At 71.6% G+C, this 19,076-nt stretch carries 21 protein-coding genes and 2 tRNA genes; 13 read left to right on the top strand and 10 right to left on the bottom strand.

Features of this window, described 5'->3' with window-relative positions; translation table 11 throughout:
* Positions 1-12 precede the first annotated feature (12 nt).
* The 7 genes from DK419_RS24570 to DK419_RS24600 all read right to left on the bottom strand — a co-directional run bounded on the left by DK419_RS24570 (position 13) and on the right by DK419_RS24600 (position 5,390).
* A complete protein-coding gene (locus DK419_RS24570; RefSeq protein ID WP_109961411.1) occupies positions 13-1,155 on the bottom strand; it encodes a Re/Si-specific NAD(P)(+) transhydrogenase subunit alpha in 1,143 nt (380 codons plus the stop codon).
* Between the two features lie 197 nt (positions 1,156-1,352).
* Entirely contained in the window at positions 1,353-1,646 is a 294-nt protein-coding gene (locus DK419_RS24575; protein WP_048432900.1) for an aa3-type cytochrome c oxidase subunit IV, read from the bottom strand.
* A 259-nt stretch (positions 1,647-1,905) separates the two neighbouring features.
* The gene (locus DK419_RS24580) at positions 1,906-3,273 is read right to left on the bottom strand and encodes an ABC1 kinase family protein (RefSeq protein ID WP_109961412.1); all 1,368 of its coding nucleotides are present in this window, start codon (positions 3,271-3,273) and stop codon (positions 1,906-1,908) included.
* 115 nt (positions 3,274-3,388) lie between these two features.
* Positions 3,389-3,700, bottom strand: a complete 312-nt coding sequence (locus DK419_RS24585) for a metal-sensitive transcriptional regulator (protein ID WP_109961413.1) — start codon at positions 3,698-3,700, stop codon at positions 3,389-3,391.
* Between the two features lie 182 nt (positions 3,701-3,882).
* A complete protein-coding gene (locus DK419_RS24590; protein WP_109961414.1) occupies positions 3,883-4,770 on the bottom strand; it encodes a manganese catalase family protein in 888 nt (295 codons plus the stop codon).
* A gap of 359 nt (positions 4,771-5,129) precedes the next feature.
* Positions 5,130-5,205: transfer RNA gene (locus DK419_RS24595), tRNA-Ala, on the bottom strand.
* Between the two features lie 109 nt (positions 5,206-5,314).
* Positions 5,315-5,390 (bottom strand) — tRNA-Ala (locus DK419_RS24600).
* 109 nt (positions 5,391-5,499) lie between these two features.
* Between DK419_RS24600 and DK419_RS24605 the strand changes: the two genes are divergently transcribed.
* From DK419_RS24605 to DK419_RS30055, 4 genes are all read left to right on the top strand, one after another.
* Entirely contained in the window at positions 5,500-5,787 is a 288-nt protein-coding gene (locus tag DK419_RS24605; protein WP_109961415.1) for a YggT family protein, read from the top strand.
* Positions 5,788-5,812: 25 nt separating this feature from the next.
* Positions 5,813-6,145, top strand: a complete 333-nt coding sequence (locus DK419_RS24610; protein WP_109961416.1) for a DUF167 family protein — start codon at positions 5,813-5,815, stop codon at positions 6,143-6,145.
* Positions 6,146-6,296: 151 nt separating this feature from the next.
* Positions 6,297-7,343, top strand: a complete 1,047-nt coding sequence (locus tag DK419_RS24615) for a MaoC family dehydratase (RefSeq protein WP_109961417.1) — start codon at positions 6,297-6,299, stop codon at positions 7,341-7,343.
* Between the two features lie 185 nt (positions 7,344-7,528).
* The gene (locus DK419_RS30055) at positions 7,529-8,815 is read left to right on the top strand and encodes a methyl-accepting chemotaxis protein (protein ID WP_109961418.1); all 1,287 of its coding nucleotides are present in this window, start codon (positions 7,529-7,531) and stop codon (positions 8,813-8,815) included.
* Positions 8,816-8,839: 24 nt separating this feature from the next.
* Here the strand turns inward: DK419_RS30055 and mntR are convergent, their stop codons facing one another.
* Positions 8,840-9,298, bottom strand: a complete 459-nt coding sequence (gene mntR, locus DK419_RS28840) for a manganese-binding transcriptional regulator MntR (RefSeq protein ID WP_162561392.1) — start codon at positions 9,296-9,298, stop codon at positions 8,840-8,842.
* A gap of 222 nt (positions 9,299-9,520) precedes the next feature.
* Between mntR and DK419_RS24625 the strand changes: the two genes are divergently transcribed.
* Together DK419_RS24625 and DK419_RS24630 are read left to right on the top strand one after the other, a co-directional pair.
* Positions 9,521-10,720, top strand: coding sequence for a TMEM43 family protein (locus DK419_RS24625; RefSeq protein WP_162561393.1), 1,200 nt, complete (start codon positions 9,521-9,523; stop codon positions 10,718-10,720).
* 51 nt (positions 10,721-10,771) lie between these two features.
* Positions 10,772-11,365, top strand: coding sequence for a hypothetical protein (locus DK419_RS24630; RefSeq protein ID WP_109961420.1), 594 nt, complete (start codon positions 10,772-10,774; stop codon positions 11,363-11,365).
* A 111-nt stretch (positions 11,366-11,476) separates the two neighbouring features.
* Here the strand turns inward: DK419_RS24630 and DK419_RS24635 are convergent, their stop codons facing one another.
* Positions 11,477-12,367 (bottom strand): LysR family transcriptional regulator, encoded by an 891-nt coding sequence (locus DK419_RS24635; protein ID WP_109961421.1) that lies wholly within the window; start codon positions 12,365-12,367, stop codon positions 11,477-11,479.
* Between the two features lie 297 nt (positions 12,368-12,664).
* Here DK419_RS24635 and sdhC point away from each other — a divergent pair, with 297 nt between their 5' ends.
* From sdhC to DK419_RS24670, 7 genes are all read left to right on the top strand, one after another.
* The gene (gene sdhC / locus DK419_RS24640) at positions 12,665-13,084 is read left to right on the top strand and encodes a succinate dehydrogenase, cytochrome b556 subunit (RefSeq protein WP_109961422.1); all 420 of its coding nucleotides are present in this window, start codon (positions 12,665-12,667) and stop codon (positions 13,082-13,084) included.
* 13 nt (positions 13,085-13,097) lie between these two features.
* On the top strand, positions 13,098-13,511 hold the full coding sequence (gene sdhD, locus DK419_RS24645; RefSeq protein ID WP_109961423.1) for a succinate dehydrogenase, hydrophobic membrane anchor protein: 414 nt from the start codon (positions 13,098-13,100) through the stop codon (positions 13,509-13,511).
* Between the two features lie 22 nt (positions 13,512-13,533).
* Positions 13,534-15,360, top strand: a complete 1,827-nt coding sequence (gene sdhA, locus DK419_RS24650) for a succinate dehydrogenase flavoprotein subunit (RefSeq protein WP_109961424.1) — start codon at positions 13,534-13,536, stop codon at positions 15,358-15,360.
* 19 nt (positions 15,361-15,379) lie between these two features.
* Positions 15,380-15,613 carry a DUF433 domain-containing protein gene (locus tag DK419_RS24655; RefSeq protein ID WP_109961425.1) on the top strand — a complete coding sequence of 78 codons (234 nt, stop codon included), beginning with the start codon at positions 15,380-15,382 and terminating at the stop codon, positions 15,611-15,613.
* A 14-nt stretch (positions 15,614-15,627) separates the two neighbouring features.
* Complete coding sequence (locus tag DK419_RS24660; RefSeq protein WP_162561394.1) at positions 15,628-15,990, top strand: DUF5615 family PIN-like protein; 363 nt, start codon at positions 15,628-15,630, stop codon at positions 15,988-15,990.
* 4 nt (positions 15,991-15,994) lie between these two features.
* Entirely contained in the window at positions 15,995-16,777 is a 783-nt protein-coding gene (locus DK419_RS24665; protein ID WP_109961427.1) for a succinate dehydrogenase iron-sulfur subunit, read from the top strand.
* Between the two features lie 216 nt (positions 16,778-16,993).
* Entirely contained in the window at positions 16,994-17,611 is a 618-nt protein-coding gene (locus DK419_RS24670) for an AprI/Inh family metalloprotease inhibitor (protein WP_109961428.1), read from the top strand.
* Positions 17,612-17,626: 15 nt separating this feature from the next.
* Here the strand turns inward: DK419_RS24670 and DK419_RS24675 are convergent, their stop codons facing one another.
* Positions 17,627-19,021, bottom strand: a complete 1,395-nt coding sequence (locus DK419_RS24675; protein ID WP_109961429.1) for a TAXI family TRAP transporter solute-binding subunit — start codon at positions 19,019-19,021, stop codon at positions 17,627-17,629.
* Positions 19,022-19,076: the final 55 nt, after the last annotated feature.

The following is a 19,076-nucleotide window of genomic DNA, read 5'->3' on the forward strand; positions in this document are numbered from 1 at the left end:
GCGGGCGAGGGCTTAAGCCGCCTTGGGCTGGAAGTTCGGGTGGACGACGGCGCCGTCGCGGGTCAGGCAGGTCGCCTTGACGAGCTCGTCGTCCCACTTCACCGCCAGCGCCTTCGAGGCCTTGTCGACGAGGGTCTCGACGAAGGCGTAGAGGTTGCGGGCGTAGAGGCTCGACGAGGTGGCGGCGAGCCGCCCCGGCACGTTGGCGTAGCCGACGATCTTCACGCCCCTCTCGGTCTCCACGACCTCGTCGGCCTTGACGCCCTCGACGTTGCCGCCGCGCTCGACCGCGAGGTCGACGAGGACCGAGCCCGGCCGCATCGCCGCCACCATGTCGGCGGTGACGAGCTTCGGCGCCGGCCGGCCCGGGATCAGCGCGGTGGTGACCACGATGTCCTGCTTGGCGATGTGGCTCGCCACCAGCTCGGCCTGCTTCTTCTTGTACTCGGCCGACATCTCCTTGGCGTAGCCGCCGGCGGTCTCGGCCTGCTTGAACTCGTCGTCCTCGACGGCGACGAACTTGGCGCCGAGCGACTCGACCTGCTCCTTGGCGGCGGGCCGCACGTCGGTGGCGGTCACCACCGCGCCGAGGCGGCGGGCGGTCGCGATGGCCTGGAGGCCGGCGACGCCGGCGCCCATCACGAAGATGCGGGCCGCCGGCACGGTGCCGGCCGCGGTCATCATCATCGGCAGCGCCCGGCCGTAGACGGCGGCGCCGTCGACCACCGCGCGGTAGCCCGCGAGATTGGCCTGGCTCGAGAGCACGTCCATCACCTGGGCGCGGGTGATGCGGGGCATCAGCTCCATGGCGATCGCCGCGACGCCGGCATCCGCCATCGCCTTGACCTCGGCCTCGTGGCCGTAAGGGTCCATGATGGCGACCACGATCGCACCGCGCTTCAGGGCCGGCAGCTCGTCGGCGCCGGGGCGGCGCACCTTGAGCACGACGTCCGCGCCCTCGGCCGCGGCCCTGGCGTCGGGCGCGATCGAGGCGCCGGCGGCCTCGTACTCGGCATCCGGCACGCCGGCCTTCAGGCCCGCGCCGGACTGCACGATCACCTCGGCCCCCAGAGCCTTGTACTTCTTCACCGTTTCCGGGACCGCCGCGACCCGCGGCTCCGCCGGATCGGTCTCGGATAGGACCGCGATCCGCATTCAGACTTCCTTTGGTCGATATCCGGCGCGGTGCGCCGATCCCCCCTAGGGGCCGGCATGTACAAGGCCACGCCTGCCCCACAACTGTAAAGCCGTTCCCTCGCGTGAGGGAACGGCTTCGGTTACAAATCTTCAACGATTAAGTCACGCGCAATTTATAGGCGCGGTGAGGAAAGGGCGGGCAGGCCGCCCGTCCCCTAGTAGAAGGCGAGAAGCAGCGCGAGCAGCACCGCCACGGCGGCGGGAGCGCGCCAGCGGATGCCCGGCGAGAGGGCGCCGATCGCTCCCGCGATGCCGCCGAGCACGACGCCGACGATGGCGGTGATCCAGGCCTCGCGCACGCCGCCGACGGCGAGCGACAGCACCCAGCAGATCACGACGCCGGTGGCGATCTCGACGAAGCTGACGAAGCCCCGGTAGGTGGCCTCGTGGGTCGGGCCGTCCATCTCCGGGCTGTAGGCGGAGTCGGTGGCGTGATCGATGTTGGCCATGATGCGGTAGACCCCGTCTTGTGCTCGTTGGGCGGGCTTTAGCGCAAGCTCAAGGTCCGGGCAATCAGCCGATGGGCGGGCCGCGGGCGCGGGACGAACAGGCCGGGTTTCGCCGTATGTCGTTGCGCCGGCACGCGTCTTGGGGGCGGGAACGGGCCCCGGATGCGATCCGGGGCCATCATGGATCAAGGGAGGGGGCGCGGATCCGCACCTTTTTCCAGTTCGAAGCGGCGGCGCACGCCGCGCCGCCCGCCGTCGCTCAGGCCGGCTGGGGCAGCCCCGCCTTCTCGAGAACCGCGTGCTGGCGCGCCGCGAGCTCGTCGAGGGAGAAGCGGTCGATCTGCGCCTCGAACAGGCGGTGGTAGTTCAGTTCCGAGCGCAGGTGGAGGAACACCGCGCCCAGGCCCACCGCCGCCCGGTCCATGAACACGAATTCCCGCGGCACCGTCACGGGCCCGCGCTCCTTGAGGGCGCGGTGGACCTCGAAGGCCTGGCGGCGGCCGTACTCGCTCGGCTTGACGCCGTCCGCCACCGTGCGGACCCGGTCCTCGAGCAGCGGGCCGTAGATGAAGCGGGCCCAGATGTTGAGGATGTCGACGAGCTCGCGGGTGAGGTTGCGGAAGCCCCAGCTCTCGTAGGCGTGGACGATGCGCGCCTCGTCGCCGTGCAGGAGCCCCTTGTAGAGATCGACCACGCCGCCGACGAAGCGGGGGTGGAAGATGCGGATGCAGCCGTAATCGAGCAGGTTGATGCCCGCGGGCTCACCCCCGTCCGAGAACACCGTGTAGTTGCCGAGATGGGGGTCGCCGTGGATCACCGCGGCGCGGCTGAAGGGGTGCCACCAGGCCTGGAACATCGCATGCGCCAGGCGGTTGCGCGTCTCCAGCGGCCCGCCGGTGAAATTGAGGATCTTCTCGCCCTCGAGCCAGCCCTGCGTGAGCAGGCGCTTGGTCGAGAGGTCGGGATGGACGACCGGGACCCGCACGGTCTCGACGCCCTTGAGCACGTCGGCGTAGAGGGCGGCGTGCTTGGCCTCGCGGGTGTAGTCGAGTTCCTCGCGCACCCGGTCGCCGATCTCCTTGGCGATCTCGCGGGTGTCGATGACCGAGCTGATGCGGCGGTGCAGGGCGAAGGCGAGCTCGAGCTGCTTGAGGTCCGCCTCGACGGCGGATTGCATGTCCGGATATTGCAGCTTGCAGGCGAGCGGGACGCCGTCCAGCGTCTCGGCGCGATGGACCTGGCCGAGGGAGGCGGCCGCCGCGGGGCGCAGGTCGAACTTGCCGAAGCGGCCCTGCCATTGCGGCCCGAGCTCGGCGGCCATGCGGCGCTTGACGAAGGCCGCGCCCATCGGCGGCGCCTCGGATTGCAGCTTCTGCAGCTCGGCGGCGTATTCGGGCGGCAGCAGGTCCGGCACGGTGGCGAGCAGCTGCGCCACCTTCATGATCGGCCCTTTGAGGCCGCCGAGCGCCTGGGCGAGGGCGGCGGCGCTCGACACGTCCTCGCCCTTGCGGCCGAGGAGCCGCGCCCCGGCCATCCGGGCGGCGACGCCGCCCACATTGGCGCCGACCTTCGCGTAGCGGGCGGCGCGGGCGGAGAAGCGATTGGCTTCGCTGTCGGAGGCGGACATGGAGGACGAGGCTCGTGCGAGGGGACGCGCGGGGCATCGCGCGTCGGGCATGGAGCCTAGATAAGACCGGGATCCGGCACCGCCAGGGCGACCGGACAGCGCGGGGGCGCCGGCCTCAGGTCTGCCGCAGGGCGGCGCGCAGCACCCGGGTCATCTCCTCGACGGCACCGTCGTGATCCTCGGCGCGCACCGCGTAGTCGACGGACGCGTCGAGATGCGTGCTGATGAGCTGCAGCACCGCCTCGCGCACCGCCGCCGTGATGGCGTTCATCTGCTGCACCTCGTCGAGGCAGTAGCGGTCCTCCTGCACCATGGCCTGGAGACCGCGCACCTGTCCCTCGATGCGCTTGAGGCGCTGGAGGATCGGCTTCTTCTCCTCCTCGGTCCGGCGGACCTGGAGATGGCCGTCGACGTACTGGTAATCCATGATGTGCCTTCCCCGACCGTGGGGCCGCTCGTCCGGGAGGGCGAAGTCGGCCCGGGCGACGTCGGGTCTGGTGATCGATTGCCGCCCTGTCCCTAAGGAACGGCAATCGATCTTACATCAGGGGCGCGCAGGTCAAGCTCAATCTTGGAGGCCCGACCGCGGGTGCGCCCCGTCCCGGTGGACTAGGTCTTGCTGTTGGTGACCGGCGCCGAGGCCATCTGCTCCTTCTGGGCGGCCGAATCGGGCCGGGCGGGCCCGAGCACCGGCTCCTCGCCGAGGGGCTCGAACGCCTTGAAGTGGAACTGGCCCTTGCCGTCGATCGACGGGCCCTGCGAGTAGCGGCCGGGCGGAACCGGCGTGCCGTTGCGCTCGGTGCCCATGAACATATAGCTGAATTCCTGCGCCTCCTTCGACTGGTCGAAGCTGTTGGGCACCGGCAGGCCTTCCTTCAGGCCGCCCATGTCCTCGATGATCGCCAGCCATTGCTGCTGGTGCATCGTGTCCCGGGCGATCAGGAAGCTGAGCATGTCCTGCATGCCCTTGTCGTGGGTGGAGTTGTAGAGCCGCACCGCCAGGGTGCGCCCGGTCGCCTCCGCGGCCACGTTGCAGAACATGTCGCCGACGAGGTTGCCGCTGGCATAGACGTGCGAGCAGTCGAACGGCGCGCCGTCGCAATCGACGGGCAGGGCCGCCATGCCGGTGGAGAGCAGGTGGCGCTGGAGCATGCCCTCGACGACGTGGCGCGGGCGCTCGCCGCCCATCACGGCACCGACGATCGGGTTGGCCTGGGCGGAGGTCTCCTGGAGCGTCGCGGGCGCGTCCTCGAGGTTGAGGGCGACCGCGGTCGACAGCATCTCGATGTGGCTGATCTCCTCGGTGGCGGTGTTCAGCAGCACGTCGCGGTACTTGGTGCTGGGTCCGCGGGCGCCCCAGGCCTGGAAGAAGTACTGCAGGCAGACGCGGATCTCGCCCTCGATGCCGCCGATCGCCTGCTGCAGCTGGCGAGCGAACAGGGGGTCGGGCTTCTCGACCTTGACCGGGTACTGCAGGCGCTTGTCGTGATAGTACATCGGGCTCTCCTGGCCGGTGTCCGGTGATCCCGGGCGCGGTTGCGCCGCTGGCTCCACTCCCGAGTGTTTATACTCAGTATGGGTATCGGGAATCGCCGACCAACGCCTCGCCGGTGGGGTGGTTCGAGCGTGGCGGAGGCATTTTTTCCGCGGTGCGGGAGCGGGGTGCGGGGCCGACGGGGAGGGCTGTGCTCGCCTCGTCGATCTTCCGTTCGCGGATTCGTCGGGCCGTGACGGCCGATCCGCTCACGACGAAGACCTTCGCCGGTCGGCCGATGCGAGACGCGACGAAACCGGGCTCCGGCCATCGCCGTCCCGGTCTCACGCCGTCAAGAACGAGTTCCGACCAAACAGAGGTTTGGTGGAGCTGAGGGGATTCGAACCCCTGACCTCCGCAGTGCGATTGCGGCGCTCTCCCATCTGAGCTACAGCCCCGCCGAAAGCGGGCATATGTCATATCGCCGAAGCGATGTCACCTACCCGGTGGCTTTCGCCACCTGCCCCGTCACCGGGCCAACCCTGCGTTAACCACGCTGGGCAGGCCTGGTGGAGCTGAGGGGATTCGAACCCCTGACCTCCGCAGTGCGATTGCGGCGCTCTCCCATCTGAGCTACAGCCCCGTCCGAGGCGGGTGCCTTGTAGGCCGGCCCTTCTCAGCCTGTCAATTCCCTTGGTGGCCCCGCCGCGTCGCGACTGCGCGCGGGCGCCCCGGGCTCGCACGGACCGCGCATGCGCTCGCTACTCTGGCTCTTCGACAACATCATCACGCTCTACGTGTACCTGCTCATCGCCAGCGCCGTGCTGAGCTGGCTCGTGGCCTTCAACGTGGTCAACGTGCGCAACCCGATCGTGTCGCAGATCGGGGAGTTCCTGTTCCGGGTGACCGAGCCGGCCCTGCGGCCGATCCGGCGCATCCTGCCGAACCTCGGCGGCATCGACATCTCGCCGATCATCCTGGTCCTCGGCCTGTTCTTCCTGCGCAACCTGGTGTTCGAGCTCTTCGCCAGCGTGGCGTGAGGCCGTGACGACCGCGGGGGCGGCGATGGCCGCGCCCTGGCGGATCACCCCCGGGGGGATCGAGGTCCGGGTCCGGGCCACCCCGCGGGGCGGGCGCGACGCCCTCGACGGCGTCGAGACCCGGGACGACGGCCTGCCCGTGCTGAAGGTGCGGGTGCGGGCGGCGCCGGAGGACGGCGCCGCCAACGCGGCGATCCGGGACGTGCTGCGGCGCGCCCTCGGGCTGCCGGCCTCGGCGGTGACCCTCGCCACCGGGGCCGCCGCCCGGATCAAGCTGTTTCGCGTCGCCGGCGACGGGCCGGCCCTGGCGGAGCGGCTCGCGGCCTTGACCGGCGGGCCACCCGCCGGTGGGGCTTGACCGGCCGGCGGGGCTGCCCCTCAACTCTCCCCGATGCACCGGCCGGACAGCGAAGCTTCCGGCCGGCCGAACGATCCGGAGCCTGCCCGGCGTCTCCCGCGCCCGGCAGGCTCTCGCACGAGAAGCGAAGATTCTCGCACGAGGGGCGACGATGAAGACCAATCCGGGCCGTTTCTTCGAGGATTTCCGCCTCGGGGAGACCATCCGCCACGCCACGCCGCGCACGGTGACCGCCGGCGACGTGGCGCTCTACACCGCGCTCTACGGCCCGCGCTTCGCGGTGCAATCCTCCGACGCCTTCGCGGCCGCCTTCGGCTACGCCCGGGCGCCCCTCGACGACCTGCTGGTGTTCCACGTCGTGTTCGGCAAGACGGTGCCGGACATCTCGCTCAACGCGGTCGCCAATCTCGGCTACGCGGAAGGGCGCTTCCTGCGCCCGGTCTATCCGGGCGAGACCCTGAACTCCGTCTCGGAGGTGATCGGCCTCAAGGAGAGCTCGAACCGCCAGACCGGCGTGGTCTACGTCCGCTCCACCGGGTACGACGCGCAGGGCGAGGCGGTGCTGAGCTATTGCCGCTGGGTGCTGGTGCGCAAGCGCGACCCCGAGGCTGGAATCGAGGCCGAGGCGGTGCCGAGCCTCGCCAAGGCGGTGGCGCCGGAGGAACTGGCGGCCGGCCTGCCGCCCCTGAATCCGGAGACCTACGATCTCGGCCTCGCCGGCAGCCCGCACCGCCTCGGCGACTACGCGGCCGGCGAGCGCATCGACCACGTCGACGGCATGACCGTCGAGGAGGCCGAGCACCAGATCGCCACCCGGCTGTTCCAGAACACCGCCAAGGTCCATTTCGACGGCTTTGCGGCCAAGGACACCCGCTTCGGCAAGCGGCTGATCTACGGCGGCCACGTCATCTCGCTCGCCCGGGCCCTCAGCTTCAACGGGCTGGGCAACGCCTTCTCGATCGCCGGCATCAATGCCGGGCGCCACGTCGCGCCCCTGTTCGCCGGCGACACGGTCTATGCCTGGAGCGAGGTGCTGGAGGTGGCCGACCTGCCGGGGCGCAGCGACGTCGGGGCGCTTCGCCTGCGCACGGTCGCGACCAAGAACCGGCCCTGCGGCACCCACCCGGACAAGTCCGGCGACGGCTACGACCCGGCGGTGATCCTCGACCTCGACTACTGGGCCCTGATGCCGCGCTGAGGACCGCCCGCGCGGCGTCGGGGCCGACGCCCCGACGCTGCGCAGCGAGCGGGTTCCGGCCGCGGCGACGAGGCCGGGACGCGAATCGATGGCGCTCCTGCGCTCGGGATCCCGGCCCATGACGTAACGTCCCCTTCACGGCTGCATCGTAGCGTCGTCGTCGATCCGAACGGAACGACGACCCGATGCTGAAGCGCTTCTCACGCCAGGACGGCTTTCTCGAACTGCTTGCGACCCGCGCCGGCGTCGGTTTGTGGGAGGTCATCCCGCACCAGGGCGACCTCGCGCATCCGAAGACCAAGGTCACCTGGACGCCGGAATTCCGCCGTGTCGTCGGCTACACGACGGCCGAGTCGTATCCGGACAAGCTGGAATCGTGGTCGAGCCGGATCTACTCCGAAGATCTCGTCCGGATCATGACCGCCTTCGCGGCAGCGATCAAGGACGTCAAGAACCAGGGCGCCTACGACGTCAAGTACCGGATCGTGATGCCGGACGGCCGGCCGCGCTGGTTCCGCGCCACCGGCGGCGCCGCCTACGACGCCCACGGCGTCCCGCTGCGGATCTGCGGCTCGCTCGTCGACATCCACGCCGAGATGGAGGCCAAGGCGAGGGACGAGACGCGGGCCCGCGAACTCGACGCGCTGATCGACGGCTTCGCCCGGGATTCCTCGGCCCTGTTCGCCAGCCTGTCGAGCGCCGCCGGGGAGATGCAGGCGGCGGCCTCTGCGATGGCCGGCACCGCCGACCAGACCAGCGCCCGCTCGACCGAGGTGGCGGGCTCGGCCACGCAGACCTCGGCCAACATCGACACGGTCGCGGCGGCCTCGGAGGAGCTGGGCGGCTCGGTCACCGAGATCGGGCGCCAGGTGCAGGGCTCGGCCACCCTCGCGGAGGCGGCGGTCGTCGAGGCCGACGGGACCGCGCGCCTGGTGCAGGAGCTGAGCGGCGCGGTGAGCAAGATCGGCGACGTCGTGAGCCTGATCTCGTCGATCGCCGGCCAGACCAACCTACTGGCGCTGAACGCCACGATCGAGGCGGCGCGGGCCGGCGAGGCGGGCCGCGGCTTCGCGGTGGTGGCCGCCGAGGTCAAGGAGCTCGCCAACCAGACCGCCAAGGCGACGGACGAGATCGCCTCGCAGATCACGCGGATCCAGGATTCGACGGCCCAGGCGGTGGCGGCGATCGGCGGGTTCGGGACGCGCATCCGCGAGATCAGCGGCCTGACGACGGCGATCGCCGCCGCGGTCGAGGAGCAGAACGCCGCGACCCACGAGATCGTCCGCAACGTCTCGCAGGCCGCCGCCGGGGCCGGCGACGTGATGGCCGGCACCGCGAGCGTGTCGGCCTCCGCCGAGGAGACCGGCAGGAATGCGGCGCGGGTGATCGCCGCCTCGTCCGAGGTCTCGGACCGCTCCCGCGAGCTGAGCGCGCAGACCGAGGGCTTCCTGCGAAGCGTCCGAGCGGCGTGAGGGACGTCCGCCGCCCGCCGGCGCTCAGGCGTCGGTCCGGGCGGCGGTGAAGCGGCGGAACGCCTCGAGGGTCTCGCGGCTGACGTGGTGCTCGATGCCTTCCGCGTCGCAGCGCGCCACGTCCGGGCTGACGCCGAGCGCGAGCAGGAACGATTCGACGACGCGGTGGCGCTCGCGCGCCTCCGCGGCCAGCGCCCGGCCGGCCTCGGTCAGGAACACGCCGCGATAGGGCCGCTGCTGCACCAGCCCGTCCTCGGCCAGGCGCTTGAGCATCTTGGCCACCGTCGGCTGCGCGACGCCGAGGCGGGCCGCGATGTCGACCTGCCGCGCCTCGCCGCCGTCGCCGATCAGGTCGGCGATCAGCTCGACGTAGTCCTCCACCAGCTCGAGCCGGCGCGCCTCGCGCACCTGCCGGAAGCCGGCGGAATGCGCCTCGGCATCGACCAGGGCGGCGGGCTCGGACGGGTGCTCGGGATCCTGCATGGGAGGGGGTCGTCGCCTCGTCGCTTGTCTCGGGATCACGCAGTCTTACCCGAGGACGGGCCGGGTGTGCAGAGGGGAGGGCCGGCGCGCCCGGGGCCTGCGCGGGCGCACCGGTATTTTCTCGCCCCTCGTCACTTCCGAGGAGAGACGCGGGCCGCCTTCCTCCGGATGAATGGGCCGCAAAGGAGCGCGGGGCGATCCCGGGCGGCGGAGGCGGCGGCGATGGATCACGGGCCCGGCGCCCTCGACGGGGAGACGCGCCCTCCGGCAGCGGAGCCCGGCGAGGACGATCACGCGGTCGCCGCCCCCCAGAGCCTGGCGGAGCGGCTGTCCGACAGCGTCGGATCGATGATCGTCGGGCTCGTCCTGGTGCCGCTCGCCTGCCTGGGCCTGCTCTGGAACGAGGGCCGCGCCGTGCGCGTCGCCCGCTCCCTGGCGGAGGCCGGCGCGGTGGTGCGCACCGTCCCGACCGATCGCCGCGACCCCGCCCTCGACGGGGCGCTGGTCCACCTCGCCGGCCCGGCCACCACCGTGGCCGGCGCCATCGACGACGAGCTCGGCCCGCGCTCGCGCGGGCTCGCCCTCGCGCGCAAGGTCGAGATGTACCAGTGGCGCGAGAGCGAGCAGGGCTCCGGAGCGGAGCGCAAGTTCGTCTACCGGCGCGAATGGTCGGAGCAGCCGGTCCACTCCACCGGCTTCCGCGTCGCCGGCCACGACAACCCGGCCTTCCCGGTGCGCTCGCGCAGCTTCGGCGCCGCCGACGCGCGGGTCGAGGCGGTGCCGGTCGGGGCCGAGGCATCCCGGCTGCTGCCGGCGCAGGGCGCGCTGCCGGCCGACGAGATCGGGGCCGCCGCCCTGCGGCAATCCCTCGGGCGCCCGGTGCGGGCGAGCGGCGGGGCCTACCACGTCGGAGCCGGCCCCGAGGCGCCGCGGGTCGGCGACCTGCGCGTCACCTACCTGCTGGCCCCCGAGGGACCGGCCTCGTTCCTCGGCCGCCAGGGAGCCGACGGCCTGACCCCGTACCGGGCCGCGAACGGCGAGGGCGTGCTGCTCGCGGCCACCGGCCTGCACCCGGCCGAAACCCTGGTCGCACGGGGCGAGGCGGACAATCGCCGCACGACGTGGCTCCTGCGCGGGCTCGGCCTCGTCTTCCTGTTCCTCGGCTTCGCCGGGCTGTTCGCGCCGGTCAACGTGCTGGCGCGCAGCCTGCCGGTGCTCGGCTCGATCGTCTCCGGCGCGGTCACGGTCGTGGCGCTCGCGGCGACGGCCCTGGTCGGCCCGGTGGTGATCGGCGCGGCCTGGATCGCCTATCGGCCGCTCCTCGCCAGCGGCCTCGTCGCGGGGGCGGTCCTCGTCTCCGTGCTGCTCTACGGGCTGGGGCGGCGCAGGTCCGCCGGTCCCGCCCGACCCGTCCCGGCCTGACCGCACCGTCGCGACTTTCCCCGACGCAGGAGAACATTCGTGGGACCATTCATGCTCCGGTTTCCCCTCGCGCTCGTTCTCGTGCTCTCGGCGAGCGCCGCCGGCGCGCAAACGAGCGGCGCACAGGCGAACGGCCCGCCGGGCTCGCCGCTGACGGGCCTGCGCTCCTTGCGCGTGGCGAGCGGCATCAACGCCCAGCCGGCAGTGCGGGAGGCCTGCGGGATCACGGCCGAGATCGATGCCGCCCTCAACGAGGCCTTGCGCGGCCGGGTCGCGCAGGCGGGCCTGGCCGTCGCACCGGGACGCCAGACGGTGCAGACCAGCCCCACCCTCACGATGCTCATCCCGCAGCCGAACGATCCGGCGGTGCCGGCCCTGCTCACGACGGTCAACGTGCAGGCCGTGCGGGCGGGGGAGGAGATCGTGTGTGCGGCGAGCGCCTTCACCGAGCTGCGGGCCGCGCTCGCCGGGGCCCGGGTGGTGGCGACCGGCCAGATGCTCGAGCCCAAGCCCATCGGCCTGTGGTCGCACGATTCCGCGCTGCTGATCGGGGCCGCGGCCCTGCCGGGCCGGCTGCCGGGCTTCGGCACGGCCGTCGCCGACGCTTTCGCGTCGGCCTGGACCAAGGCGAACCCGGCCCGCTGACGCGCCTCACACGATCGCCGATCGATTGCTTCGCGATGCGGATTTCGGCTTCGCTCATGCGCCGCGCGGGCTGGTGATGCGAAGTCCGGACGGGATCTTCCGGACTTCGCATCATTCCTCCGGCGCCCGCAGGTGGGCGACGAAATCCTGGGCGAAGGGGGGCAGGGCGGCGAGATCGCGCAGGCAGATCGTGAGGTCGCGCACCGCCCACGGGTCCTCCAGCGCCACGATGGCGACCGCCATGGTGCGGGCGGCCCGGCGCGCAGTCGTCTCCGGCACGATGCCCAGGCCGACCCGGCACTCGACCAGGCGGCAGACCGCGTCGAAGCCGCGCAGCTGCACCCGCAGGCGCAGGGGCTGGCCGCTGCGCCCGGCCTTCCCCGCGAGGAACCGGGTCAGCGCGCTCGCCCGGTCGAGCCCGACGAGGTCGTGGCCGAGCACCTCGGTGAAGGTCACCGAGTCCCGGGCGGCCAGCGGATGGTCCCTCGCCACCACCAGGACGAACCGGTCGCGGCGGAACGGATAGGTCTCGAGGCTACCGGTCTCGACCGTGCCGGCGACGAGGCCGAGATCCGCCGCGCCCTCGGCGACGAGGCCGACGATCTCGTCGGAGAGCCGCTCCTCGATGTCGACGCTCACCCCCGGATGCTCGGCGAGGTAGGCCGAGAGCACCTCGGGCAGGAACTCGGTCAGCGCGTTGGTGTTCGACAGGACGCGGATCTGCCCCGCCGCCCCGCCCGCGAAGGCGGCCAGATCCCCCTGCAGGCGCTCGACGCCCGAGAGGATCTGGCGGGCATGGGCGAGCAGCGTGCGCCCGGCCGGCGTCGGGGTGACGCCGAGGCGGGCCCGGGTGAGGAGGGCGGCGCCGAGCGAGGCCTCCATGCTGCGGATGCGGTGGCTCGCCGCGGCGAGCGCCAGGTTCGCGCGGTTCGCCCCGTGGGTGATCGAGCCCGCCTCGACGACGTGGCGGAACAGGCTGAGGTCGACGAGGTCGAAATGCATGGCGGCGCCTCCCGGGCGATCGACGAGGGGCGGTCGACCGTCCCGAACTCGACCGATCGTTTCGCCGGCCGCGAAGGTAGATCGGGCCGGCCGACGATGACCAGGGCCGGGATCGGCCTTCGCCGTTCGCGAAGCCTGGGTCAACGAGAACCGCATTGCGAATTGGACGCGTTCCAGGGAAACAGCTTGGGAAGTCTGTCACTCCCGTGCATCCGCGGCCACGTTGCGCTCCCGCGGCGGAGCCGTTAGGTGACCCAGTTTAGAGCCGGTACAGACCAGGGAACCCTGAGGATCACGATGGCGGACACCGCAAGGCCCACGAACCCCGCCGGCAGACCGGTCGTCCGACCGCTCTCGCCCCACCTCCAGATCTACCGCTGGACCTGGACCATGGCGATGTCGGTGGCGCACCGCATCACCGGCGTGGCGCTCTACGGCGGCACGGCTCTGCTGGCGCTCTGGCTCGTGGCGCTCGCCGCCGGCCCCGGCGCCTACGGCCCGGTGGCGTGGTTCTTCGGCTCGATCCTCGGGCGGCTGATCCTGTTCGTCTACACCTGGATCCTGCTGCACCACATGCTCGGCGGCATCCGCCACCTGGTCTGGGATTTCGGCCACGGCATGGAGCCCGGCACCCGCATCGCGATGGCCCGCTTCACCCTGATCGGCTCGGTCGCCCTGACCGTGGTGATCTGGCTCGTCGCCCTGGTGGCCCGCTGAAGGACGACGCAAGATGGTCGACAACCGCCCCGACATCCGCCCCTCGATCCGCACGCCCCGCGCCCGCATCAGCGGCCTCGGGCCCGCGCATCACGGCACCCGCGAGTGGTGGATGCACCGCGTCACCGCGGTCTCGAACGTGCCCCTCGTCCTCGCCTTCGTGGTGATCGTCGCCCTGATGGCCGGCCGGCCCTACCCGGAGGCGGTCGCCCTGGTGTCGCACCCGCTGGTGGCGATCCTGCTGATCCTTGGCGTCCTCTCGGTCACCAACCACATGCGGATGGGTCTGCAGATCGTCATCGAGGACTACGTCCACGACAAGGGCCTGCGCATCGCCGCGGTCATCGCCAACAACTTCTACTGCGTCGTCGTCGCGGTCGCCTGCCTCTACGCCATCGTGCGCGTGAGCCTGCGGGCCTTCGCGTAACGCCAGAACAGGATCACCGTCCATGGCCTCCACCGCTTCCGCCGCGCCGGCCCAGAACGGCAAGGCGTACACCATCATCGACCACACCTTCGACGTGGTGATCGTCGGCGCCGGCGGCGCGGGTCTGCGCGCCACCGTCGGCTGCTCGCAGGCGGGCCTGCGCACCGCCTGCATCACCAAGGTGTTCCCGACCCGCTCGCACACCGTGGCGGCGCAGGGCGGCATCTCGGCCTCGCTCGGCAACATGGGGCCGGACGACTGGCGCTGGCACATGTACGACACCGTGAAGGGGTCGGACTGGCTCGGCGACCAGGACGCGATCGAGTACCTGGTGCGCAACGCCCCGGCCGCGGTCTACGAGCTCGAGCACTGGGGCGTGCCGTTCTCGCGCACCGCCGAGGGCAAGATCTACCAGCGCCCGTTCGGCGGCATGACCACCGATTACGGCAAGGGCACCGCCCAGCGCACCTGCGCGGCGGCCGACCGCACCGGCCACGCCATGCTGCACACCCTCTACGGCCAGGCCGTGAAGGCGCAGACCAACTTCTTCATCGAGTACTTCGCCCTCGACCTGATCATGGACGAGGAGGGGCGCTGCCGCGGCGTCATCGCCATCGACCAGGCGACCGGCGAGATCCACCGCTTCCGCGCCGGCATGACGGTGCTGGCCACCGGCGGCTACGGCCGGGCCTACTTCTCGGCGACCTCGGCCCATACCTGCACCGGCGACGGCAACGCGATGGTGCTGCGGGCGGGCCTCGCGCTCGAGGACATGGAGTTCGTCCAGTTCCACCCGACCGGCATCTACGGCGCCGGCTGCCTCATCACGGAAGGCTCGCGCGGCGAGGGCGGCTACCTCACCAACTCCGAGGGTGAGCGCTTCATGGAGCGCTACGCTCCCTCGGCCAAGGACCTCGCCTCCCGCGACGTGGTCTCGCGCTCCATGACCATGGAGATCCGCGCCGGCCGCGGCGTCGGCAAGAGCAAGGACCACATCTTCCTCCACCTCGACCACCTCGACCCGAAGATCCTGCACGAGCGCCTGCCCGGCATCTCGGAGAGCGCGAAGATCTTCGCCGGCGTCGACGTGACCAAGGAGCCGATCCCGGTCATCCCGACCGTCCACTACAACATGGGCGGCATCCCGACGAACTACCACGGCGAGGTGCTGACCCTGAAGAACGGCAACCCCGACCACGTGGTGCCGGGCCTGATGGCGATCGGCGAGGCGGCCTGCGTCTCGGTCCACGGCGCCAATCGCCTCGGCTCGAACTCGCTCATCGACCTCGTGGTGTTCGGCCGCGCCGCGGGCCTGCGCTGCGCCGAGACGGTGGAGAAGGGCGGCCGCCTGCCGGAGCTGCCGAAGGACTCCGCCGACAAGGCGCTCGGCCGCCTCGACCGCTTCCGCTACGCCAACGGCGGCACGCCGACGGCGGAGCTGCGCCTCGAGATGCAGAAGACGATGCAGAACAACTGCGCCGTGTTCCGCACCGGCGAGGTGCTGGAGGAGGGCAAGGGCCTGATCCACAAGGTCTGGGCCGGCGCCGACGACGTGAAGGTGACCGACCGCTCGCTCGTGTGGAACACCGACCTGCTCGAGACCCTGGAATTCGACAACCTGATCGGCCAGGCCGTCGTCACCATGGAATCGGCCGCCAACCGGACCGAGTCGCGCGGCGCGCATGCCCGCGAGGACTTCCCGGACCGCGACGACAAGCAGTGGATGAAGCACACGCTCGCCTGGCTCGACCCCGACGCCCGCAAGGTCGCGATCGATTACCGGCCGGTCCACACCTACACGATGTCGAACGACATCGCGTATATCGAGCCGAAGGCGCGCGTGTACTGAGGCCACGTTGGAGGGATCGATGACCGAGTTCCCCCGGATCACCCGCGACCCGGCCGTCATGGCCGGGAAAGCCTGCATCCGCGGCAAGCGGGTGACGGTCGCGATGATCCTGGGGAATCTGGGCGAAGGCGTCGGCATCGACGAGTTGCTGGCGGCCTATCCCTACCTCGAGCGCGAGGACGTGCTCGAGGCTCTCCGCTACGCGGCCTGGATGGCGCAGGAGCGCGAGATCGGTCTCGAGCCGGCGGCGTGAGGATCGTGGTCGACATGAACCTTACCCCCGCCTGGGTTCCGTATCTCGCGAACCTCGGGCACGACGCGGTCCACTGGTCGGAGATGGGGGCGGAGGACGCGCCCGACACCGACATCATCGATTGGGCGCGGACGCACGGCCGCGCCGTCATGACGGCCGATCTCGATTTCGGGATTGCCCTGGCGCGGTCGGATGCGACCGCGCCGAGCGTCATCCAGCTCCGCACGGGAACCACGCTGCCCGGGCGCATCGGCCCCCTCGTCGCCCGCGCGATCGACGGGGCGCGGGCGGACCTCCTCGCCGGAGCCCTCCTCACCATCGAGACCGGACGGGTGCGAATGCGTCCCCTCGGGCTCGACCGCACCGATCAGGCATAGACAGATGGCCCAGTTCAACCTCCCCAAAGGCTCCCAGTACACCGAGGGCAAGACCTGGCCGAAGCCGGTCGGCGCCAAGAACGTCCAGGAGTTCCGGATCTACCGCTGGAACCAGGACGACGGTGCCAACCCGCGGATCGACACTTACTACGTCGATCGCGACGATTGCGGCCCGATGGTCCTCGACGCGCTGCTCTGGATCAAGAACAAGGTCGACGCGACCCTGACCTTCCGGCGCTCGTGCCGCGAGGGCATCTGCGGCTCCTGCGCCATGAACATCATGGGGCAGAACACGCTGGCCTGCACGCTCGGCATCGACGACTGCAAGTCGAACCAGGTCAAGATCTACCCGCTGCCGCACATGCCGGTGCTGAAGGACCTGGTGCCGGATCTCACCGCGTTCTTCGCCCAGCACGCGGCGATCGAGCCGTGGCTGCAGACCGAGACGCCCTCGCCCGAGAAGGAGTGGCAGCAGACCCCCGAGGACCGCGCGCGGCTCGACGGGCTCTACGAGTGCATCCTGTGCGCCTGCTGCACCACCTCGTGCCCGAGCTACTGGTGGAACGGCGACCGCTTCCTCGGCCCGGCGGCCCTGCTCCAGGCCTATCGCTGGCTGATCGACAGCCGCGACGAGCATACCGGCGAGCGCCTCGACGGGCTGCACGACCCGTTCCGGCTCTATCGCTGCCACACCATCATGAACTGCGCCAATACCTGCCCGAAGGGCCTGAACCCGGCGAAGGCCATCGCCGAGATCAAGAAGATGATGGTCGCTCGCGAGGTCTGATCCACCTCGCAGACCCTCTCCGGTGCGGCCGACTGGGTCCTGTCGGCCACACCCCCTCGAAAAGGCGCCTCCGGGCGCCTTTGTCGTTGGGGAAACCCCTGCGCGCGCCTTCGCGGGATCGTATTTCGCGGGGATCACCGATCCCCGACGATCGCCGCCCGCCCCAAGGCCCTCCACCCCAAGGCCCCCCACTCCAAGGCCCCGCAGGACCCCTCGATGCCGCGCCAGATCCTCTGCACCGTCGCCGCCCTGGCCCTCGCCGCGAGCGCCGGCGCCTGCTCCTCGTCGCGCTTCGACACCGGGGGAATCGGCGCCTCGACGCGCCCGGCGCCGCGCGTCGCCCGGCCGCTGCCGCCGGAGGAGCCGGATCTCGGCCCCGGCCTGTCCTCCGGCCCGGTGACCTCGGCCCCGCTGGCGCCGCCGCCCGGCGCCGCGGCGGTACCCGGCCCGGTCGTCGCCAACCCGTCCGGCCCGATCATGGCGGAGGCGAGCCCCCCGCCGGTGCAGCAGCAGGCCGCCATCGCCCCGCCGCCACCCCCGGTGGTCGCGAGCGGCGGACGCTCCGCGGTCGTCGGCGGCTGGACCGCCAAGGACGCCACCGGCGCGAGCTGCCGGGTCAGCCTGGCGAGCACGCCCGCCCTCGACCTCTACAAGGCGTCGTCCACGGGTTGCGCCAACAAGGACCTCGCCAAGGTCACGGCCTGGGATTTTCGCGACGGCGAGGTCTACCTCTACCAGCCCGGCGGCACGGTCGCGGCGCGCCTGCGCCCGGCGGGCGGCGCCATGGATGGCGCCCTGTCGAAGTCCGGCGCGCCGCTCGCAATGGTGCGCTGACCCGATCGTCGGCCATCACTCGGCAGCACTGAGCCGGAAGGCCTGGCGGCGAGGCGCCTCCGCCTCGCCAGCCGAGGGCCCGCCGGCCATCCGGCGGCAATCCGCGATGGTGGAGCGGGCGGTCTCGATCGCGATCATCACCGCCGCCATGGTGCGGGTGTCGGTCTCGCGCTCGCGGGTGTAGCGCACCACGTCGGCGGCGAGCGCATCGACCTCGCCGGTCAGCGTGTCGAGGCCGGCGGGATCCGCCCGGCGCGCCTCCGCCAGGATCTCCAGCAGGCGGTCCATCACCACGTCGATGCGCTCGCGCCGCAGGCGGCGCAGGCGCTGGCGCAGCCAGGCGAGCGCCGAGCCGAAGCCGCCGCCGAGCACCGCCAGCAGGTACACCCAGTCGCCGTAGCGCTCGATGAAGCCCTGCTGCTCGCGCTCGAAGTAGTCGATGGCGCCGGGATGGATCGGCAGGCGCGCGCTCGTCGCCTCGGCGGTGGTCTCGTAGGCGGGCGCCGCGACGTAATCCGCCGCCGGCGTCGCGTCGGAGAGGCGCGAGCGCAATTCGAACAGGTGCTGGGTCACGTCCGCCGCCACGGTGCGGCTCATCGAGGCCTTGGCCATCAGCCGGTAGGAGGCGCCGATGGTCTTCACCTCGTCCTCCGGCACCTTCGGGCTGCCGCCGAACAGGCCGGCCGGCACCGTCACCGCCTGGAGCCGGGGCAGGCGCTCGATGATCGCCGGCCCGTCCTCGACGCCGACGAAATCGACCTTGCGGGTCCGGCTCGCCGCCTGGACGGTGCCGACGAGGCGCAACGCCATCGGGGCGGCCGGGGCGATCACCGCCACCACCGCGTCGATGCGCTTGCTCGCGAAGGCCTGGGGCAGATCCTCCTCGGCCAGCGGCACCAGCCGCACCTGCCCCGCGGCGATCGGGCCCGTGCCGCCCTCCTGCAGGGTGAGGCCGTAGTAGCTCATCAGGCTCTTGAGCAGCCACAGATCCGCGTCGCGGTGAGCGACGATGCCGAGGCGCTTGCGGGCGAGCCCCGGGAAGGTGGTGATGCCAGAGGGCGCCGGCGAGGCGATCAGCATCGCCTGGTCGCGCAGGATCGCCAGCGTCAGGCCGTTCGCCGGCAGGTCGACGTCGGGCCGCACCACCGCGAGGTCGGCCCGTCCCTGCTCGAGCGCCCTCGCGCTCTCGCGCACGTCGTCGAAGGGCAGGATCTTGAGGCGCACGCCCTTGTGGGCGCTCTTCAGAGCTTCCGCGTAGGCGCGGATCAGCGCCGGCTCGGTGCCGTCCCGCGGCGCCACCGCGATGGTCAGCGTGGTCGCCTGCAGGAGGTACAGGGCCACCGCCGCCGCGACGGTCAGCACCAGGCTGGTGACCAGGAAGATGCGCTCGGGCCGGAACGCTGTCGTCATCGCGCGGACGAGCCCTCCCTCGGGAGCGGAGCCTTTGCGGCTCCGACCAGAGCTA

Source organism: Methylobacterium terrae, assembly GCF_003173755.1.
Classification (GTDB): domain Bacteria; phylum Pseudomonadota; class Alphaproteobacteria; order Rhizobiales; family Beijerinckiaceae; genus Methylobacterium; species Methylobacterium terrae.

What these genes read in the sequence shown, in the direction of transcription:
- DK419_RS24615 (WP_109961417.1), top strand. Translation starts at nt 6,297, where the DNA reads ATGAAGACCAATCCGGGCCGTTTCTTCGAGGATTTCCGCCTCGGGGAG.
- DK419_RS24665 (WP_109961427.1), top strand. Translation starts at nt 15,995, where the DNA reads ATGGCCCAGTTCAACCTCCCCAAAGGCTCCCAGTACACCGAGGGCAAG.
- DK419_RS24670 (WP_109961428.1), top strand. Translation starts at nt 16,994, where the DNA reads ATGCCGCGCCAGATCCTCTGCACCGTCGCCGCCCTGGCCCTCGCCGCG.
- DK419_RS24570 (WP_109961411.1), bottom strand. Translation starts at nt 1,155, where the DNA reads ATGCGGATCGCGGTCCTATCCGAGACCGATCCGGCGGAGCCGCGGGTC.
- DK419_RS24660 (WP_162561394.1), top strand. Translation starts at nt 15,628, where the DNA reads ATGAACCTTACCCCCGCCTGGGTTCCGTATCTCGCGAACCTCGGGCAC.
- DK419_RS24605 (WP_109961415.1), top strand. Translation starts at nt 5,500, where the DNA reads ATGCGCTCGCTACTCTGGCTCTTCGACAACATCATCACGCTCTACGTG.
- DK419_RS24655 (WP_109961425.1), top strand. Translation starts at nt 15,380, where the DNA reads ATGACCGAGTTCCCCCGGATCACCCGCGACCCGGCCGTCATGGCCGGG.
- mntR (WP_162561392.1), bottom strand. Translation starts at nt 9,298, where the DNA reads ATGCAGGATCCCGAGCACCCGTCCGAGCCCGCCGCCCTGGTCGATGCC.
- DK419_RS24635 (WP_109961421.1), bottom strand. Translation starts at nt 12,367, where the DNA reads ATGCATTTCGACCTCGTCGACCTCAGCCTGTTCCGCCACGTCGTCGAG.
- DK419_RS30055 (WP_109961418.1), top strand. Translation starts at nt 7,529, where the DNA reads ATGCTGAAGCGCTTCTCACGCCAGGACGGCTTTCTCGAACTGCTTGCG.
- DK419_RS24625 (WP_162561393.1), top strand. Translation starts at nt 9,521, where the DNA reads ATGGATCACGGGCCCGGCGCCCTCGACGGGGAGACGCGCCCTCCGGCA.
- sdhD (WP_109961423.1), top strand. Translation starts at nt 13,098, where the DNA reads ATGGTCGACAACCGCCCCGACATCCGCCCCTCGATCCGCACGCCCCGC.
- DK419_RS24580 (WP_109961412.1), bottom strand. Translation starts at nt 3,273, where the DNA reads ATGTCCGCCTCCGACAGCGAAGCCAATCGCTTCTCCGCCCGCGCCGCC.
- DK419_RS24575 (WP_048432900.1), bottom strand. Translation starts at nt 1,646, where the DNA reads ATGGCCAACATCGATCACGCCACCGACTCCGCCTACAGCCCGGAGATG.
- DK419_RS24675 (WP_109961429.1), bottom strand. Translation starts at nt 19,021, where the DNA reads ATGACGACAGCGTTCCGGCCCGAGCGCATCTTCCTGGTCACCAGCCTG.
- DK419_RS24590 (WP_109961414.1), bottom strand. Translation starts at nt 4,770, where the DNA reads ATGTACTATCACGACAAGCGCCTGCAGTACCCGGTCAAGGTCGAGAAG.
- DK419_RS24630 (WP_109961420.1), top strand. Translation starts at nt 10,772, where the DNA reads ATGCTCCGGTTTCCCCTCGCGCTCGTTCTCGTGCTCTCGGCGAGCGCC.
- DK419_RS24585 (WP_109961413.1), bottom strand. Translation starts at nt 3,700, where the DNA reads ATGGATTACCAGTACGTCGACGGCCATCTCCAGGTCCGCCGGACCGAG.
- sdhC (WP_109961422.1), top strand. Translation starts at nt 12,665, where the DNA reads ATGGCGGACACCGCAAGGCCCACGAACCCCGCCGGCAGACCGGTCGTC.
- DK419_RS24610 (WP_109961416.1), top strand. Translation starts at nt 5,813, where the DNA reads ATGGCCGCGCCCTGGCGGATCACCCCCGGGGGGATCGAGGTCCGGGTC.
- sdhA (WP_109961424.1), top strand. Translation starts at nt 13,534, where the DNA reads ATGGCCTCCACCGCTTCCGCCGCGCCGGCCCAGAACGGCAAGGCGTAC.